The 17,479-nt window shown below is 74.3% G+C and carries 15 protein-coding genes and 4 pseudogenes; 4 read left to right on the top strand and 15 right to left on the bottom strand.

Annotation, left to right across the window (positions count from 1 at the left end; all coding sequences use genetic code 11):
* Nucleotides 1-82: 82 nt before the first annotated feature.
* Genes Acit_RS13705 through hypF form a run of 4 tightly spaced genes read left to right on the top strand, consistent with a single transcriptional unit; the run spans nucleotide 83 to nucleotide 5,049 of the window.
* Nucleotides 83-856 carry a HypC/HybG/HupF family hydrogenase formation chaperone gene (locus Acit_RS13705; protein WP_248109061.1) on the top strand — a complete coding sequence of 258 codons (774 nt, stop codon included), beginning with the start codon at nucleotides 83-85 and terminating at the stop codon, nucleotides 854-856.
* On the top strand, nucleotides 853-1,539 hold the full coding sequence (locus Acit_RS11085; RefSeq protein ID WP_248109059.1) for a D-sedoheptulose-7-phosphate isomerase: 687 nt from the start codon (nucleotides 853-855) through the stop codon (nucleotides 1,537-1,539). Before Acit_RS13705 ends, Acit_RS11085 begins: the two co-directional genes overlap by 4 nt.
* Entirely contained in the window at nucleotides 1,536-2,627 is a 1,092-nt protein-coding gene (hypE, locus tag Acit_RS11080) for a hydrogenase expression/formation protein HypE (protein WP_248109057.1), read from the top strand. Before Acit_RS11085 ends, hypE begins: the two co-directional genes overlap by 4 nt.
* 4 nt (nucleotides 2,628-2,631) lie before the next feature.
* On the top strand, nucleotides 2,632-5,049 hold the full coding sequence (gene hypF / locus Acit_RS11075; protein WP_248109055.1) for a carbamoyltransferase HypF: 2,418 nt from the start codon (nucleotides 2,632-2,634) through the stop codon (nucleotides 5,047-5,049).
* Here the strand turns inward: hypF and Acit_RS14015 are convergent.
* The 15 genes and pseudogenes from Acit_RS14015 to Acit_RS11015 all read right to left on the bottom strand — a co-directional run.
* Nucleotides 5,030-5,236 (bottom strand): annotated as a pseudogene (locus tag Acit_RS14015) (hypothetical protein); the annotation flags it as partial. The gene hypF and the pseudogene Acit_RS14015 sit on opposite strands and share 20 nt — an antisense overlap.
* Nucleotides 5,237-5,756: 520 nt before the next feature.
* Nucleotides 5,757-5,858 (bottom strand): annotated as a pseudogene (locus tag Acit_RS14010) (SWIM zinc finger family protein); the annotation flags it as partial.
* 302 nt (nucleotides 5,859-6,160) lie between these two features.
* A pseudogene (gene hypD, locus Acit_RS11070) lies at nucleotides 6,161-7,266 on the bottom strand (hydrogenase formation protein HypD).
* A gap of 70 nt (nucleotides 7,267-7,336) precedes the next feature.
* Nucleotides 7,337-7,567: a hypothetical protein gene (locus tag Acit_RS11065; RefSeq protein ID WP_248109052.1), complete on the bottom strand. Its 231-nt coding sequence runs from the start codon at nucleotides 7,565-7,567 to the stop codon at nucleotides 7,337-7,339.
* 95 nt (nucleotides 7,568-7,662) lie between these two features.
* The gene (locus Acit_RS11060; protein WP_248109050.1) at nucleotides 7,663-7,935 is read right to left on the bottom strand and encodes a HypC/HybG/HupF family hydrogenase formation chaperone; all 273 of its coding nucleotides are present in this window, start codon (nucleotides 7,933-7,935) and stop codon (nucleotides 7,663-7,665) included.
* A 12-nt stretch (nucleotides 7,936-7,947) separates the two neighbouring features.
* Nucleotides 7,948-8,301, bottom strand: a complete 354-nt coding sequence (locus Acit_RS11055) for a hydrogenase maturation nickel metallochaperone HypA/HybF (protein WP_248109049.1) — start codon at nucleotides 8,299-8,301, stop codon at nucleotides 7,948-7,950.
* A gap of 3 nt (nucleotides 8,302-8,304) precedes the next feature.
* Nucleotides 8,305-8,841, bottom strand: a complete 537-nt coding sequence (locus tag Acit_RS11050) for a YceI family protein (protein ID WP_248109048.1) — start codon at nucleotides 8,839-8,841, stop codon at nucleotides 8,305-8,307.
* Nucleotides 8,842-8,888: 47 nt separating this feature from the next.
* Complete coding sequence (locus tag Acit_RS14005; RefSeq protein ID WP_376746053.1) at nucleotides 8,889-8,993, bottom strand: DUF6893 family small protein; 105 nt, start codon at nucleotides 8,991-8,993, stop codon at nucleotides 8,889-8,891.
* Nucleotides 8,990-11,095 carry a hydrogenase maturation protease gene (locus Acit_RS13700; protein ID WP_248109046.1) on the bottom strand — a complete coding sequence of 702 codons (2,106 nt, stop codon included), beginning with the start codon at nucleotides 11,093-11,095 and terminating at the stop codon, nucleotides 8,990-8,992. Before Acit_RS13700 ends, Acit_RS14005 begins: the two co-directional genes overlap by 4 nt.
* On the bottom strand, nucleotides 11,092-11,730 hold the full coding sequence (locus tag Acit_RS11040; protein WP_248109045.1) for a DUF6084 family protein: 639 nt from the start codon (nucleotides 11,728-11,730) through the stop codon (nucleotides 11,092-11,094). Before Acit_RS11040 ends, Acit_RS13700 begins: the two co-directional genes overlap by 4 nt.
* Nucleotides 11,727-12,386 carry a DUF5947 family protein gene (locus Acit_RS11035; RefSeq protein WP_248109044.1) on the bottom strand — a complete coding sequence of 220 codons (660 nt, stop codon included), beginning with the start codon at nucleotides 12,384-12,386 and terminating at the stop codon, nucleotides 11,727-11,729. Before Acit_RS11035 ends, Acit_RS11040 begins: the two co-directional genes overlap by 4 nt.
* Nucleotides 12,383-12,925 carry a NifU-related iron-sulfur-binding protein gene (locus tag Acit_RS11030; RefSeq protein ID WP_248109043.1) on the bottom strand — a complete coding sequence of 181 codons (543 nt, stop codon included), beginning with the start codon at nucleotides 12,923-12,925 and terminating at the stop codon, nucleotides 12,383-12,385. Before Acit_RS11030 ends, Acit_RS11035 begins: the two co-directional genes overlap by 4 nt.
* A pseudogene (locus tag Acit_RS11025) lies at nucleotides 12,922-14,696 on the bottom strand (nickel-dependent hydrogenase large subunit). Before Acit_RS11025 ends, Acit_RS11030 begins: the two are co-directional and overlap by 4 nt.
* Before the next feature lie 112 nt (nucleotides 14,697-14,808).
* On the bottom strand, nucleotides 14,809-15,864 hold the full coding sequence (locus Acit_RS11020; RefSeq protein WP_248109040.1) for an NADH-quinone oxidoreductase subunit B family protein: 1,056 nt from the start codon (nucleotides 15,862-15,864) through the stop codon (nucleotides 14,809-14,811).
* A gap of 168 nt (nucleotides 15,865-16,032) precedes the next feature.
* Entirely contained in the window at nucleotides 16,033-17,136 is a 1,104-nt protein-coding gene (locus Acit_RS11015) for a helix-turn-helix transcriptional regulator (RefSeq protein WP_248109038.1), read from the bottom strand.
* Between the last annotated feature and the right edge of the window lie 343 nt (nucleotides 17,137-17,479).

Here is a 17,479-nt window from a genome sequence, read left to right as displayed (position 1 = left end):
GAATCAAGGAAGGGGGCACGAAGTCGGGCGCTCGGGGGCCGCGATCGGGCCCCGAGGCCGCCCGTGGGGGAGGAGGCCGGTCGTGCCGGGAACCCTTGAAGAGGCGAGCACCGAGGAGCCCTTCGAGCCCCTCGCCCGGGCCGCCTTGACCCTGGCCCGCCGGGTGGCGGCCGGGGGGACGCTGTTCAGCGCGGCTCCGGCCTGGCCCTGGCACGCCCAGCACGTGGCGGTGGAGTTCGTCCACCCGGTGGTGGTCGGGGCGAGGGCGGTGGACGCCGTGGCCGTCCCGGCCGAGGACCCGGTGGGCTGGCTCCGTCCCCTGGCGCGGCGAGGCGACGTCGTGGTGCTGGTGGCGGACGGGGCCGATCGGACCGCTCGTCGGCTGGCCGCTCGGGCGGCCCTCTGGGGGGTGACGAGCATCTGGTTGGCCGTCGGCGAGCCGCCCCCCGTCGGCGCCGCCCACCACGTCGTGCACCTGTACCCCGACCCGGCGGCCAGCTTCTCGGGGCGGGCCGTCCTCGGCTACCACCTGCTCTGGGAGCTCAGCCAGCTCTGCTTCGAGCACCCGGGGCTCTTGGCGCCAGGACCCTCGACCGACACCGCCGAGACGGCCTGCGTGGGGGACCACTGCGTGACCTGCAGCGACGAGGGTCGCCTGGGCGAGGTGCTGGCCGTGGCGGGCACCACGGCTCGCTGCGCCACCGAGCGAGGGGAGGAGCCCGTGGACACCGGTCTGCTCGGCCCCCTGGCGCCCGGCGACCTGGTGCTGATCCATGCCGGGGTGGCCCTCCAGGTCCTTCCCGAGGAGGCCCTGCTCCGCGAGGAGTCGGTCCTGGCCGGGGAGCTCCCGCGGTGACTGGCGCCGAACCGACCGGGTTCCTCTACCCGTTCTTGGATCGAGCCGAGCGGGACGAGGCCGGGCTGCTCGCGGCCCTGGCCGCCTCGGGTCGGGCGAAGGCCGAGGCGTCCGCCACGATCACCGCCGAGGCCCTGGCCGCCGCGGCCCCGCTGCTCGCTGACGCCGCGGCGACGATCGCTCAGCGGATCCGTGCCGGGGGGCGGGTCCTCACCATCGGCAACGGGGGCAGCGCCACCGACGCCGAGCTCGCCGCCGCCAGTTTCGCCCGACCCCCGACGGGCCGAAGCGTCCCGGCCCGGGCCCTCGTGGACGACCCGGCGGTGCTGACCGCCCTGGCCAACGACATCGGGGTGGAGGCGGTCTTCGCCCGCCAGGTGGCCGCGGCCGCCCACCCGAGCGACGTCCTGGTGGCCTTCTCCACCAGCGGGAACTCGCCGAACCTGCTCGCGGCCATCGCCCAGGCCCACCGTCAGGGCCTCTACACCCTGGGCATGGCAGGCCACGACGGGGGCGCCATGGCCCAGTGCGCCGAGCTCGACTGCTGCCTGGTGGTCCGGGCCCAGAGCGTCCACCGGGTCCAAGAAGCCCAGGACGGCCTCCTCGACGCCCTCCGCCACGCGGTGCAGGCCGCGCTCGAGGACCTGGCCGAGGAAGCAGCCGAGCCGAAAGGAGCCCCATGAGCGAACCGGTGCTGCGGGACGAGCAGCGGGTGCTGGAGCGCATCGAGCAGGCCAGGCGACGGCCGCCTCGGCTGCGGGACGAGGTGGTCACCTCCGCGCACGGCGCCGGGGGCAAGGCCTCCGCGGCACTCGTCGAGGCCCTGTTCCTCCCGGCCTTCGCCCCCGCCGAGGGCGCCGCACCGCCGCTCACCGACGCCGCGGTCCTCGACCTCCCCGGCGCCCAGGTGGCCTTCTCGACCGACAGCTTCGTGGTCCGCCCCCGCTTCTTCCCCGGCGGGTCCATCGGGCACCTGGCCGTCCACGGCACGGTGAACGACCTCGCCATGATGGGGGCCGAGCCGCGCTGGCTGTCCTGCGCCTTCGTCATCGAGGAGGGCCTGTCCGTGGAGGAGCTCCGACGGGTCGCCACCGACATGGGCCAGGCCGCCCAGGCGGCCGGGGTGCAGCTGGTGACCGGGGACACGAAGGTGGTCGGGCGGGGCGCGGCCGACGGGCTCTACGTCACGACCGCCGGGGTGGGCCTGGTGCGAGCCGGGGTCCGACTGGCAGCCGACCAGGTCCGTCCCGGGGACCAGGTGCTGGTCTCGGGGACCCTCGGGGACCACGGGGTGGCGGTGCTCCTCGCCCGAGGCGACCTGGCCCTGGAGGCCGAAGTGACCTCCGACACCGCCCCCCTGGCCGACCTGGTCGGCCGGCTGCTCGACGCCGCCCCGTCGCTGCGCTGGCTGCGGGACCCTACCCGGGGCGGGGTGGCGACCGTCTGCAACGAGCTGGCCCGAGCCGCCCAGGTGGCAGTGGTGCTCGACGAGGCCGCCCTGCCCCTCGACCCGGTCGTCGGGGGGGCCTGCGACCTGCTGGGCATCGACCCGCTCTACGTGGCCAACGAGGGGAAGCTGGTGGCGGTCGTTGGCCCCGAGGACGCGGAGGCGGCCCTGGAGGCCCTGCGGTCCCATCCGCTCGGCGCCCGGGCTGCCCGGATCGGCGAGGTCCGGGGGGATCCGCCGGGGATCGTGGTCCTGCGAACCGCCTTCGGCGGCACCCGGATCGTCGACATGCTCGTCGGCGACCCCCTGCCTCGGATCTGCTGAGGTGGTGGCCGACGGGTCGGTGGAGGCGGGCTGGTCCCAGCGGACCCTCCGGGTCCGGGGCACGGTCCAAGGGGTCGGGTACCGGCCCTTCGTCTACCGCTCGGCGCAGGCCCTGGGGCTGCGCGGCTTCGTCCGCAACGACCCGTACGGGGTCCTCGTGGTCTGCGCCGGCCCGCCGGCCGCCGTGGCCGAGCTGCGCCGGCGGCTCGCGGAGGAGGCCCCGCCCCTCGCCCGGGTGGAGGCGGTCGAGGAGTCCGAGGGGCCCGACCCGGCCACCGGCCTGGACCCGACCGGGGGCCGTCCCCTGCCCGAGGGTTTCGAGATCCGGGCCAGCGGGCACGAGGGGGACGCGCGGGTGCCGGTCGCCCCGGACACCGCCACCTGCCCGGCCTGCCTCGCCGAGATCCGGGACCCTGCCAACCGCCGCTACCGCTACCCGTTCACGAACTGCACCGACTGCGGGCCCCGCTACACCATCGTGCGGGCCCTGCCCTACGACCGTCCCCAGACCACCATGGCCGGCTTCCCCCTGTGCCCGGCCTGCCAGGCCGAGTACGACGACCCGGGGGACCGCCGCTTCCACGCCCAGCCCAACGCCTGCCCGGCCTGCGGCCCCCGGCTCCGGCTGGTGGCGCCGGACGGCACGCTCGTGGCCGAGGCCGACGGCGCGTTGGACCGGGCCGTGCAGCTGCTGCTGGACGGGGGGATCCTGGCCCTGAAGGGCATCGGCGGCTACCACCTGGCCTGCGACGCCGCCCAGGAGGCGGCGGTGGCCGAGCTGCGGCGCCGCAAGGCCAGGGACGCGAAGCCCTTCGCCCTCATGGTGCCTGACCTGGCCAGCGCGGAGGCCCTCTGCCGGCTCGACGACGAGGCCCGCGCCGTTCTCTGCTCGGGCCGCCGGCCGATCGTGCTGGCCCGCCGCCGCCCCGGGGGCCCGGCGGTGGCCGAGGCGGTGGCTCCCGGGCTGGTGGAGCTCGGGGTCATGCTGCCCTACAGCCCCCTGCACCACCTGCTGCTGGACGGGGTGCGGCGGCCACTGGTCATGACGAGCGGGAACCGGAGCGACGAGCCGATCTGCCAGGAGGACGACGACGCGCTGGTCCGCCTCGGCCCCTTGGCCGACGCGCTGCTCCAGCACGACCGGCCGATCCACATCCGGTGCGACGACTCGGTCGTCCGGGCCACGCCCCTCGGCGTCCAGCTGGTCCGCCGTTCCCGGGGTTTCGCTCCCGAACCCCTGCCCCTGCCCCCCGGGGTGCGGGCCACGCGGCCGGTGCTGGCCCTCGGCGCGGAGCTGAAGGCCACGGTGGCGGTGGCCCAGGGGGGCAGCGTCGTGGCCAGCCACCACCTGGGGGACCTCGAGCACCTGGAGGCCTTCGCCGCCTTCGAGCAGGCGGTCGAGCACCTGCCCCGGCTCTCGGGGCTCTGCCCCGAGGTCCTGGCCTGCGACCTGCACCCCGAGTACCTCTCCACGAAGCACGCCGAGGTGCTCGCCGAGGAGCTCGGCGCCGAGCTGCTCGGCGTGCAGCACCACCACGCCCACCTCGCGGCCCTCCTGGTCGACCGCCAGGTCAGCGGCCCGGTGCTCGGGGTGGCCTTCGACGGGTTCGGCTACGGGACCGACGGGACCCTCTGGGGGGGCGAGCTGCTGGTCTGCGACCTGGTCCGCGCCCGGCGGGTCGGGCGGCTCCTGCCGGTGGCCCTCCCCGGGGGGAGCCAGGCGGTCCGGGAGCCCTGGCGGATGGCCGTGGCGTGGCTGGCCGCCACCGGGGGGGACCAGCTGGTGGCCGACGAGGCCGAGCACCTCGGCTTCGAGGCCCGCTGGCCCGCGGTCCTGGCCCTCTGCCGGGCCCCGGGCACCCTGCGCACCAGCAGCGCGGGCCGGCTGTTCGACGCGGTGGCCGCCCTCCTGGGAGTCCGGCAGCGCGTCAGCTACGAGGGCCAGGCGGCGGTCGAGCTCGAGGCGCTGGCCGCCACCGTCGACCCGGGGGCCGTCCCGGTCCTGCCAATGGCGGTGCGAGGCGGCCGGGGCCAGGCCCCCGCCGTGCTCGACCCCCGGGGCCTGCTCCGGGCCCTCGTCGCCGATCGGCACCGGGGTGTGCCCGCTGCGGTGCTGGCCGCCGCCTTCCACCGGAGCCTCGCCGAGGGGACCGCCCGGCTGGCCGGCGCCCTGGCCGCCCGGTTCCACCTCGACCGGGTGGCGCTCTCGGGCGGGGTCTTCCAGAACGTGCTGCTCAGCGAGTGGCTCGTCCGGGCCCTCGAGGGGCGCGGCCTCGAGGTGCTCGCCCACCGGCAGCTGCCGCCGAACGACGGGTCGATCTCGATCGGGCAGGCGGCGGTGGCCGCCGCCCGCCAGGCGACCGGCGCGACGAGCCCTCCTCCTTCGGCGCGTCGCACAGCAGCCGGAGGTCCTCCTCGCTGAGCACCCCCGACCCGAAGGCGCCGGCGTCGAGGACCCCGGCGAAGAGGGCGGCCTTGCGTGCCTTGAGGGCCATGACCTTCTCCTCGATGGTGTCCCTGGCCACGAGGCGGTAGACGTGCACGGCGCGGGTCTGGCCGATCCGGTGGGCCCGGTCGACGGCCTGCTGCTCGCTGGCCGGGTTCCACCAACGGCACGCCCAGGTCCTCGGCCTGGGCGAGCAGGTCCCAGACCCGACGGCTCGTGATCCCCTCCAGCCAGACCGTCTCCCCCCGCCCGTAGAGGAAGAGGCCCGTCGAGCCCACCTGGGCCAGGGTCGCGAGTTCCTGGAGGACGCGGACCTGCTCGGGAAGAGGGGGGAGTCCGCTCGTCGGCAGGGCCCGCAGGTAGGGAAGGTGGCTCCAGGACAGCCCGCTGCGGGTCCAGCGTCCCGAGGCGCCCCCGGCGACCGGCCGGAGGCGGACCCCTGGGGTCTCGACGGCACCGCCTCGCCCGGGGACCCGCCGGGTGGTCAGCTCGGCCTGGAGGGCCAGGGCCCCGTGCCGCGGGTCCCGTTGCTGCCCGGCCGGCCCGCTCGAGCCCACCAGCCCTCGGAGGAGCTCCTCCCAGGGCCGGGACGGTCCCTGCCGGGTGGTGCTCCCGGGGGACCCAAGCCGGGAGGGGCGAGCCGCGGGCCGAAGGGTCGACCCGGCGCCCTCGAGGACGAGGAGGACGGCGACGGCGTGCTTGCAGTCGATGCCGACCGGGCAGTCGCAGCGCCCGGTCAGGTCCAGCAGCTCCCCCTCGGGATCCCAGGAGAGGTGCAGCTGCACCCGGTAGGGGGTGGTGCGGGTGCCCTGCACCACCCCGTGGGCCTCGACCCCCGGCCGCTGCCACTCGGCCCGCCGGACCCGCCCGGCTGCGGCGTAGGCCCGGGCCCGGGCGAGGGTTCGTTGCCCGACCAGGGAGGCCAACGCAGTGAGAGAAGCGCGACGGGTCGCCGGTCCCGAGCCCTGGTCTTGGCCGCTCGCGGACCGGAGCCCCTCGAGCGGCAGTGGCTGCACGCCCTCACCGTAGCAACCGGTCCGGCCCACAGGGGGGGGACCAGGGGGTCGACCCAGGGCAGGCCGGGCCCTCAGACCGGCACCGGCGCGCCTGCCCCGACCTCGGTCGCCATCTGCCGGTGCAGCCGGCCGAAGTGGTAGTACGCGGCGCAGGCCCCTTCGGAGGGCAGGCGGTCCCGAAAACCTTGCACTGCCAGGGTTTCAGCACCCCTTTGAGGACCTCCCCGCACTGGCAGGCCTTGGGGTCGGCCACCCGGACCGCTGGCACGGCGAAGCGCCGCTCGGCGTCGAACGGGGCGAAACGCTCGTTGAGCGCCAAGGCGCTCTGGGCGATGAACCCCAGGCCGCGCCACTCGAAGAACGGCCGCAGCTCGAAGACCTCGGCCATGACCGCGAGGGCTCGGGGGTTCCCCTCCTCCCTGACGCAGCGGGTGTACTGGTTCTCGACGCGGCAGCGCCCCTCGGCCCGCTGCCGCAGCAGCATGACCACCGCCTGCAGGATGTCCAGGGGCTCGAAGCCGGCGGTCACCACCGGCTTGCGGTACTCCTCGGCGACGAAGCGGTAGGGCCGCTGGCCGACCACCGTCGAGACGTGGCCCGGACCGATGAACCCGTCCAGGCGCAGGTCCGGGGAGTCCAAGATGGCCTTGATGGGGGGCACGATGGTGACGTGGTTGCAGAACACCGAGAAGTTCCTCACCCCCTCGGCCTCCGCCCGGAGCAGGGTCAGGGCCGTGGAGGGGGCCGTGGTCTCGAACCCCACGGCGAAGAACACCACCTGCCGGTCCGGGTTCTCCTTGGCCAGTCGCAGGGCGTCGAGGGGCGAGTACACGAAGCGGACGTCCGCTCCCTTGGCCTTGGCCTCGAGGAGGCTGCCCGCCGAGCCCGGGACCCGCATCATGTCGCCGAAGCTGGTGAAGAGGACCCCCTCGGTGCGGGCAACGGCGATGGCGTCGTCCACCCGGCCCATGGGGATGACGCACACCGGGCAGCCCGGCCCGTGCACCAGCTCGATGTTCTCGGGCAAAAGGTGCTCGATGCCGAAGCGGTAGATGGTGTGGGTGTGCCCGCCGCAGACCTCCATGAACTTCACGTGCTCCCCGGCGGCCAGGGCACTGGCCTCGGCCACCAGGGCGCGGGCTGCCGCCGGATCCCGGAACTCCTCCACGAACCGCATGCTTGCTCCTCTCGACCCGACCGTGGGACGGCCAGCTGGCACGCTGGCCCGGGGTCACGCCGACCGGTGCTCAGGCCACGCGCCGGAGCTGGCCGGGGCCCTGGGGGGCGATGCGCTCGGCCAGCAGACCCCGACCCTGCTGCAGCAGGTCCTTGCCCATCGCCATCCCGCCGCTCACCATGTCCCGGACCTCCTGGGACCGGACGATGGTGTCCCAGGCCCGACGCAGCTCCTCGAACCCCTCCCGGCCCGCCCGGGTCCCCATGACGTAGCCCACGACGAACCCGATGAGTGCACCCATGTCGCCTCCCTCCTGTCTTCCCTTCTCGCCCGTTGCCCTTTTTTTCGCTTTCGCTTCCCTCCCCGCGCGCCCTTCAGCCACTCCGGCCCCTCGCCTCAGGTGATCCGGGAGTCGGCCACCGCCCGGACCTCGTCCTGGTACGCCTGGCCGAGCAGCTGGAGCCCCTCCAGGGCCCGGGCGGCCTCCTCCTCGTCGATCTTCGCCATGGCGAAGCCCACGTGGATAAGGACCCAGTCCCCAGGCGCGATCCCCTCGTCGAGCAGCAGCCCGACGTTCACGTTCCGCCGCACCCCCGCCACGTCCACCGAGGCGAGGTGGTGGGCCTCGTCAGCCATGGCCACCACTTGGCCAGGGATCCCCAGACACATGGACCGACCTCCTCAACCCGCGGGCTGCCCGGCTGGCCGGTAGGCCAGCCGCTCCAGCACCAGCTCGTCCCCGCCCCGGAGCTCGACCGCCACCGCTCCGCATGCCGGACAGGACGCCATCGGCTCGGTCACCGGGCTGGTCCGGCCGCAGGCCCGGCAGGCCAGCTCGGCCGGGACCACCACGAGCTCCACCGCGGCGCCCGCCGCCACGCTCCCCTCGGCCACCAGGGCGAAGGACTGGGCGAAGGACGCCTCGTGGACGTGGAGCAGTGCTCCGACCCGGACCCGGGCGCTGGCCACGGGGCGCCCCCCGGCCCGTCGCTCCAGGGCGTCGAGCACGGCCTCGGCGATGCCCAGCTCGTGCACCGCTCAACCTCCTTGCCCGGCGCCGGGACCGGCCGGGCGGGCCACGAGCCGCGCCCGGACCTCCACCTCGGGGTAGACCTTCAGCATGGCGATCCGCGGCGGCTCGAGGCCGAAGTCCCGGATGTCGAACTGGTGCGCGCCCTCCACCACGACCGACCCGTCTCCCTCCACCCGGAGCGTCACGAGGTCCTCGGCGACCTGGCTGGCGCCCCGGAACGCCACGGTCCCCCGCACCCGGTACCGACCGGGCTGGTCGTCGGGGGCCACGTCCTCGAGACGAGCCTCGATGCTCGGGTAGCGCCGAGGGTCCAGCCGGCGGCGAAGCTCCCGGTCGTAGAGGGGGTTGCCGGTCGCCAGCTCCCCGACCGGGACCTCGAGCGTGCCGGCTACCGGGGTGCCCGGCACCAGTCGGCCCTCCTCGTCCAGCTCCAGCTCGAGGTCGCCGGCCAGGTCGCTGCTCTCGACCTCGATCGGGTGGACGCTCGATCGGGCAGCCATGGTGAGCGTCGAACGGCTGGGGTCGAACGTGTACCGGGTCACGGGCTCGGCCTCGCCCCCGGGTCCCGGCGCGCGCCGTGGACCATCCCTCACATCTCCCGGATCTTCAGGTACCGGGCGATGTCCGGGAGGGACCGAACGATGAGCGCCGCCAACGCGGCGAAGAGCACCGAGAACACCAGCCGCTTGATCACGACCGCACCTCCTCTCCGGCGGGACGCCGCACCGCGCCCCGCGTCGCTTCCTCGACCAGCTCCTCGACCAGGCGGCACGCGGCGGGCACGGCGCGTGCCACCGGGTCCGACAGGCCCATCTCCTCGGCGAGGCGGCCCGGGACGCAGCCCACGAGCAGGACCAGCCCGACCTCGGCGCCGAGGGAGCCGGCCATCGCCAAGACGGTCTCGGGGTCCATGCCGTGGGCGTCCATCGCCACCCCCTCCTGCTCCCCGAGGGCCGGGTCCCGGCCGCCCCCGGGGACCGCGGCGCCCTCGGATCCCGGGAGGGGGAGCTCCACGACGCGCAGGGTCCCCGGGGGATCCTGACCGGCCACCGCGTCCACCAGCACGACGACGTCCCAGCCGTCGAGAAGCTGGTAGGCGAGGTGGACCCCTCGGATCCCGCTGTCCTGGACCGTGACCCCCGGCGGCCAGGACCGTCGGGCGAGCTGCTCGGCGACCGCCACCCCGAACCCGTCGTCCCCGAGGAAGACGTTCCCAATGCCGGCGACCAGCACCCGCGGCCGCCTCCCCTCGGCAGGGTCGTCGTCGTGCCGTGCTCCGCCGGAGCCCGCCCCGGTCCGCTCCGCCCCGTCCCCGTCCAGTCGCTCGAGCTCGTCCGGCGCGAAGTACCAGTAGCGGCCGAACCACCGGTGCAGGTCCGCGCCGGGGTCGTCGTCGAGGACCACCGCGAGGTGGACCTGGCCGTCCAGGTCCGAGAACACCCCGGTGACCGTGGCGGTCCGACCGGCGAGGAAGAGGTCCTGGGCGTCGGCCCGCCGGCCGGGGCGCAGCAGCACCCGGTCCCCGGCCCGGGTCGGCCGGCCGCTCACCAGGGCGGCGTCGGTCTCGGGGCAGACCGACTGGTCCAGCCCCGGGTCCCACCACGGTTCGGTCGGCGTCGCGACGCTCGGGGGGTCGGGGCACGACGAGGCCGCGGTCGTCGGTCCGGTCGGAGGGGACGCCCCGAGGGGCTGCCAGGACCGGATGGTGCCGTGCAGGGCGCCGAGGCCCTCGGGGCCGAGCCCTTCGCACCGGGCGAGGATCCGGGCGACCGCCGGGTCGGTGGCCGCCGCCTCCCGCTTCTCCTCGTCGGTCAGGGTCAGGACCCGCAGGGCCAGGAGCTCGTCGATCTCGGTGGCGTCGAAGAAATCCCCGGGGCTCTCCGGCGCTACCTGGGGATCCTCGGGCAGGGCGATGGGCGAGAGCAAGAGCGCTGCCGCCCGCTGCCTGCCGCCGACGAGCGACGGGAAGACCCCCTCGGCCTCGCAGCGCTCCATCGCCCGCCAGTGCTCCGGGGGCGGGTCCAGGCTCGAGAGGAACGCCCCGCCCTCCACCCCGAGGAGGAGGTGGGCACCGAGGAGGGACCGCCGGGCGGCCAGGTCCCGCCAACGGGCCCGGGCCGAGACCCCCGGGCCGGTCGGCGAGGCGACCTCCTCGATCCGAGGAGCGTGCCAGACGGTCCGGTTCTCGAGGGCCACCTCGACCAGGACCGGCCCGGCCGGTCCTCCGAGCCGTTCGGCCCGGAGGGACACCCGGGCGCGCACCGTCCAGCGGCGCCGCACGATCCGGCCCAACACCTCGCTCGCTGCTCGGTCCTGCCGGCCGACGGGCTCGAGGTCCCGGCCCCCCGGCAGGGTGACGCTCCAGCGGCGAGGGCCGGCCATCAGCTCGCCGAGGGTGTTGGGTCCGAGGGGGTGCTCGTGGGCGACGGCCTCGTCGAAGGGGAGCACCTCGTCGGGACCCACCTGGAGTGCCGGGGCGCTCCGGAACCGCCCCCCAGCGGTGGCCCGCTGGACGGTCCGCTGCTGGAGCTGCAGGCACCGGACCAGCACCACCAGGCTGGCCTGGTCGTCGCCCTCGAGCAGCACGCGGGCCCGGAGGCGGCTGCGCTCGGAGGGATCGACGGCAGCGGCGGCCGGCGGGACGAGCACCCCGAACTGCCAGCGCACCTGGTTCTTCGGCGCCGAGCGCCGATAGGGGTAGAGGACGTACCCCTCGGTGAGCACGGCGTCGGCCACCCGGCGGGCCGTGGCGAAGACCGCCTCGAGCGTCGTCGGCACGGCGACCCCGGGTGTCACTGGGGCACCTCCACGGCGCGCAGCAACGACCGGACGGCCTCGTCCCAGGTGGCCAGCGCGGCTCGGGCCTTGTACTCGCCCAGGGCATCGATGGTCGTCCGCGGCAGGCGGATCCACCCGGAGCCCGGATAGAAGCGGTCCATGGCTTCTTCCCAGAGCGACCTCGGCAGGCCCAGGCGCCCCTCGGCCTGCCAGGGGATCGGCTCGACCAGCGGCCGGCCGTCGTGGACTCGGAACACCGTGCCGCTGAACAGCAGGACCAGGGGCACCTCGCCCCCTCGGAGCCCCTGGAGGTACCGGCCGGCTGCCACCTCCAGGTCGTAGCTCACGGCCATGGGGAGGGCCACCTCGGTCACCCCTTGGAAGGGTCCCACGCAGGTGGCCAGCTCGGCCCAGAGGAAGGGGTGGAGCGAACCCGACCACTGGGAGGGCTGGCCGAAGAGCTCCACGAGCCCGTCGCGTTCGGCAGGCCCGTAGCTGCGGCGCTCCGGCTCGATGCGCACCTGGGTCCGCAGCAGCACGGCGTGGACCTTGCCGTGGTCGGGTTCCTCCAACCGGACCCGGAAGGACAGGGTGGGCACCGCGGCGTAGCGCTCGACCTCCACCCCGAGGACCTCGAGCTCGAGCCCCTTCACCGCCGGCTCCCGCTCACGGTCGTGCGCTCCGTCATGGCTTCGGCCAGCCGTCCGCGGAACCGGGCCACCACCGCCTGGGCGGCCGGGCCGCCGTCGAACCCCCGCCAGGACTGCCGGAGCGCCCCCACCAGCTCGTAGCAGGTGTCGATCGGCACCACCCACCCCTCGCCAGGGCCGGCGAGCGGCCAGCCCCGACCGGGGTGGTACAGGAAGAAGGCCTGGACCTCGGGGAGCAGGTGCTGCACCTCGGGATGGGCGTCGCCGAGGGCCCTCCACGAGGCGCCCTCCAGCTCGGCCCAGGCGGCCCCCGCCGCCCCGGGGAACGCCGCGCTCGGCTGCCCTGCGTCGTCGACCACCACGAAGACCACCCCGACCGGCAGACCGAGCCGGGCCCACCAGTCGCCCGCCACCGGCTCGGCCAGCGGCACGACCTCGCCGGGGATGGCTCGCAGACGGCCGGCGCCCGCCCCGGGGTGTTCGAAGAGCAGCCGGCACGCCCGACAGCAGCACCGCACCTGGCGCTCCGGCACCTCCAGGAGGTGGCCGTGGGCGGCTTCCAGGGCCTCCCCGCAGAGCTCGCAGCGCTGCCCGTCCGCCCCTCCCCGGGCCCGGAGGCGACGGAGCGCCGCGAAGCCGGCCTCGGTGGCGCCGGTCATCGTCGGGCCAGGAGCCGGACCGGGGTGGGCGCCGGGGGCCGCTCCACCACCACCTCCTCGAGCTCGGGAGCCGCGCTCGCCAGCGCCCGCCGCACGCGGCGCTCCACCTGGTCGGGTCCGGTCAGCGACGTGGCGGCCACCAGCAGCCGCACCCGGACCCGGCCCTGGCTGCCGTCCACTTCCAAGACGGTGGCGTCCGAGCCGTCCCTGCCGTCCACGACCCCGGCCACCGCTCGCTCCACCCGAGCCCGGAGGTCCGAGGGGTGCAGGTCGTGGAGGGCCAGCAGGCCCCCGACCAGCTCGTCCTCGGCCAAGGCCTCGAGGCACCCGCAGGCCGGGTGGTCGCCGGGGAGCCCGGCTGACCGGGCGGTGAGCTGGACCACCCGGGCCAGTCCGGCCCCGTAGAGGTCGCTCACCGCCCGGACCAGGTCCTCGGCCAGTGCCCTGGCCTCGGGGTCGGCCAGGTCCCCGAGGCGCCCCAGCAACCGGTCGACCCGCCCGGCCGCCTCGGCCGCCCGCTCGCCGAGGACGTCGCTCACTGGGCCAGCGGCTCGGGCGCCGCCGTCGGGGTGTGGAGCTTCTTTAAGACCTTGCCCCGGCCAGGCAGGGGTCGAAGCTGCGGACCGCCCGCATGATGTCGATGCCCTTGAAGTGCTCCCGGTCGTTCTCCTCGAAGATCGGCGTGTTCTGGACCGCGTCCTCGTAGGGGCCCGGCGTCCCGTAGACGTCCCGGGGGTTGGCGTTCCACGGGGTCGGCGGGTAGGGGTGGTAGTTGGCGATCTTGCCGTCCCGGATGACGAGGTGGTGGGAGAGCACCCCCCGGACCGCCTCGGTGAACCCGCAGCCGATCCCCTCGTCGGGCACCTCGAAGGGCTCCCAGGTCTTCGTCCGACCGGCCCGCACCTCGGCCAGGGCCTGCTCCACGAAGTGCAGGGCGCAGGCCGCCGCGTAGGCCTGGAAGTAGGTCCTGGCGCGGTCCCGCTCGATGGCGTTCGACCACTGCGGGATCTTCCACTCGAAGGTCACCTCGGGCTTCAGGGCGGTCCGTGGCAGGTGGATGAGCACGCTGTGCCCGGTGGCCTTCACGTAGCCGATGTCGACCAGCCCCGAGAGGGCCGTCGCCCAGAGTCGGGCGATGGGCCCGCCCCCGGTGTCGAGGGCCAGGTGGTCGGTGCCGTCGAACCACCGAGGCGACATCACCCAGCTGTAGGCCCCGTCGAAGTCCCGCTTCTGCGGCTGGGGCAGGGTGTGCTGGTTCCAGGGGTGCCGACGGTCGACCGGGTTCCCCAGGGGGTCCCGGGTGACGAAGAGCTCCTGGTCCTCCCAGTCCTGGTAGTAGGAGTGCCCGAGGAGGATCCGGATGCCGAGGTTGATGTCGACCAGGTCGTTGGTGACCAGCTGACCGTCCACCACCACCCCCGGGGTCACGAACATCTTGCGGCCCCACTCGCTCATGTCCCGGTAGGAGAAGTTGCAGGCCTCGGGGTCCTGGAAGCTGCCCCAGCACCCCAGGAGCACCCGGCGCCGCCCGACCTCCTCGTAGCCCGGCAGGGCCTGGTAGAAGAAGTCGAAGAGGTCGTCGTGCATCGGCACGACCCGCTTCATGAACTCGACGTAGCGCATGAGCCGGGTCAGGTAGTCGGTGAAGAGCTGGATGGTGGCGGTCGTGCCCACCCCGCCGGGGTAGAGGGTCGAGGGATGGACGTGCCGGCCCTCCATGAGGCAGAACATCTCCCGGGTCCACCGGCTCACCTGGAGGGCCTCCCGGTAGAACTCCCCCTCGAAGGGGTTGAGGGCCCGCATGATGTCGCCGATGGTCCGGTACCCGTGGTCGGCGGCGTGCGGCGCCTCGGTCCGGTTCGCCTGCTCGAGGACCCCCGGGTTCGTCTCCTTCACCATCTTCTCGCAGAAGTCCACCCCGACGAGGTTCTCCTGGAAGATGTTGTGGTCGAACATGTACTCGGCGGCCTCGCCGAGGTTCACGATCCACTCGCCCAGGTGGGGGGGCTTCACCCCGTAGGCCATGTTCTGGGCGTAGCAGGAGCAGGTGGCGTGGTTGTCCCCGCAGATCCCGCAGATCCGACTGGTGATGAAGTGGGCGTCCCGGGGGTCCTTGCCCTTCATGAAGATGCTGTAGCCCCGGAAGACCGAGGACGTCGAGTGGCACTCGACGACCCGCTTCTGGGAGAAGTCGACCTTGGCGTAGATGCCGAGGGAGCCGACGATCCTCGTGATCGGGTCCCAGGCCATCTCCACGACGTCGCTCGACGTCGTCTGGGTCTTGGTCGGACCGGGCTGGGTAGTGGTCATGGTCGTTTCTCGCTCCTCTTTTCGGGCTCGGCTGGACAGTGCAGCTGCCAGGGTTTCCTCGGGGGTGCCGCTCGCCGCGGGACGGCGGCGGCGCAGCACGGGCACCGCCGGTTCAGCGCCACTCGGCGGTGTAGCCGGTGAGCAGCCGACGACCGGGTGTCCGCCACTTGGGCTCCTCGTCGACCGTCTTCACCGTCACTTTCCGGAGGGCACGGATGGCGTTCCCGTAGATCCCACTGGCCAGCGTGGACACGGTGGCCCCCGGGGGCTCGTCCATGAACGGCATGAACTTGTCGGGGAAGCCAGGCATGGTGCAGCCGATGCAGATGCCACCGACGTTCGGGCACCCCCCAACGCCGTTCACCCAGCCCCGCTTCGGCACGTTGCACTTCACCACCGGGCCCCAGCAGCCGAGCTTCACGATGCACTTCGGCGAGCCGTACTCGCCGGCGAAGTCGCCCTGCTCGTAGTAGCCGGCCCGGTCGCATCCCTCGTGGACCGTCCGGCCGAAGAGCCACTCGGGTCGCAGCGCCTCGTCCAAGGGGATCGGCGGGGCCTGCCCGGTGGCCTGGTAGAGCAGGTAGAGGATGGTCTCGGCCAGGTTGTCGGGGTGGATCGGGCAACCCGGGACGCAGACGATGGGGATGCCCGCCTTCGATCGCCACCCCCAGCCGAGGTAGTCGGGGACGCCCATGGCCCCCGTGGGGTTGCCGGCCATGGCGTGCATCCCCCCGTAGGTGGCGCACGTTCCCACCGCGAGGACCGCGAGGGCCTTCGGGGCGAGGCGGTCGAGCCATTCGCTGGTGGTCATGGGCTGGCCGGTGTCGGGGTTGTTGCCGAACCCGCACCAGTACCCCTCCCGCTTCACCGCCTCGTTCGGGATGGACCCCTCCACGACGAGGACGAAGGGCTCCAGCTCGCCCCGGTCCGCCTTGTGGAACCAGGAGATGAAGTCGTCGGCCCCACCCTCCGGACCGCACTCGAAGTCGATGAGCGGCCAGTGCACGGCCACCTTCGGGAGGCCCGGCAGGGCCCCCATGGCGATCTCCTCGATGCTCGGCTGGGTGGCGCTGGTGAGCGCGACGGAGTCCCCGTCGCAGCTCAGCCCGGCGTTGATCCAGAGCACGTGGACGACCGTCTCCTCGGCGCGCTCCTGCACCTGGGTCACCTGGCACCTCCCCCTCCGGCGGCGCCCGCGACCGACCGGCGGCGGACCCCGCGCCTGACTCGCCTTGCGCACCCGACTGCCCCCCGGAGCCGGACCCGCACCGTCGTTCTACGACGACGACAGCCCGACGACAACGGGTGAATTTCTCACCCATTGCCGCCTCGTCACTCAGCCGAGGGTGTCGGCCTCCAGATGCAACGAGAGCTGGACGTCCGGGTCGAGCCGCAGGGGCCCCATCGACGGGGTGGCCATCCCGAAGGAACGGACGTCCACCACGTGCTCCCCGCTGACGACCACGCGCTCGTCGGCGCGACCCGCGGACCTCGCCCGGCGGGTCGTCGGACCGACCACGGTGGTCCGCACCACCCCTTCGAGCCGCACCGTCTGCCCGTGCATGGTGACCTCGCCGGTGACCAGGAAGCAGTTCCCGGCCCCGAGCCGCACGGCACCGGCAAGGCGGACCTCCACGTCCGGGTAGCGCCGGGCGTCCACTCGCCGGTGGAGCTCTCGGTCGTAGAGCCGGTTGCCGGAAAGCAAGGAAGCGACAGGCAGCCGCAGCTCGGCCCGTGGCGAGGGTTCGGCCACCAGCGTGCCGTCGGCGACCACGGCCTCCACCCAGCCCGAGAGGCCCGTGGAGGTGAACGCGATGGGGCCGACGTTGGAACGGGCAGCCACCACCAGGCTCGAGCGGTCCGGCGCCACCCGGTAACGCACCGGTGACAGGGCGCCGCTCGGCGGCCTCGTCCCCCTCGGGCCCCCATCGGCCTCCTCCGGCAGGACATCGGCCGCGACCGTTGGCTGCGATGCCGGCGCCCCTGGGTGCTCGGCGTCCTCGGAGCGGGCACGCGGCAGCGCCGCCGGCAGGGCGCTCGCCTGCCAGTAGCGGCGCAGCACGACGTCGAGGGCCTCCCGCTCGGCGGCCACCACCGCCATCCACGCCTGGAGACAGGCCCGGCCGTCGGCGGTCGCCTCGTAGACCTGGCGGCTGAGGCCCCGGCGCTCCTCTGGCGACGCGCCGTCCCGGGGCCCCGGCACCCGTTGCACCAGGCCGTCGCGTTCCAAGTCCGCCAGCACCCGGTAGACCGCGGGACGGTCCAGGGTGCCGAAGCCCAGTTCCCCGAGGACCTCCCAGACCCGGTACCCGTGGGTCGGTCGCTCGGCCAGGACGAGCAGGACCGCCGGGTAGAGGAAGTTCCGGGGTGGGGCCAAGTCGAACCGGCAGCGGGTACCGGGCAGCTCCCGGGGCCACGGCGGCCACGCGAGGGCAGCCACACCGACGTCCTCGTTCACGACGGACGGCGGACCGACCGACCCCCAGGTGCTGACCCGACCTCTGGCCATGCCGACCTCCAGCAGGTGGCGCCCGGAGCATTCCTATGCCCAACGGACCCTCCTGTCAACTGGTCCAGTGCGACCTGGTCCCGAGCGCGCCAGGGGGGTGGGCGCATCAGCACCCACCCCCCTTCGACGCCGCGGCCCAGGGCCTCAGCCAGCGGCCACCGCACCGACCACGGGTGCGGCCAGGCGGAGGTTGCCCGTGGAGCCGTCGAAGGTGGCGTCCCCAAAGCTGTAGACGTCACCGGCCGCCGTCACCTCCCAATAGCCCTTGCCGCTC

This window comes from Aciditerrimonas ferrireducens, assembly GCF_023130475.1.
Lineage (GTDB): Bacteria > Actinomycetota > Acidimicrobiia > Acidimicrobiales > UBA8190 > Aciditerrimonas > Aciditerrimonas ferrireducens.
This window is presented reverse-complemented; position numbering and strand designations above follow the sequence as displayed.

Coding starts and splice junctions, on each gene's coding strand:
- hypE (WP_248109057.1), top strand. CDS start 1,536: ATGAGCGAACCGGTGCTGCGGGACGAGCAGCGGGTGCTGGAGCGCATC.
- Acit_RS11065 (WP_248109052.1), bottom strand. CDS start 7,567: ATGGGTGCACTCATCGGGTTCGTCGTGGGCTACGTCATGGGGACCCGG.
- Acit_RS11060 (WP_248109050.1), bottom strand. CDS start 7,935: ATGTGTCTGGGGATCCCTGGCCAAGTGGTGGCCATGGCTGACGAGGCC.
- Acit_RS11035 (WP_248109044.1), bottom strand. CDS start 12,386: ATGACCGGCGCCACCGAGGCCGGCTTCGCGGCGCTCCGTCGCCTCCGG.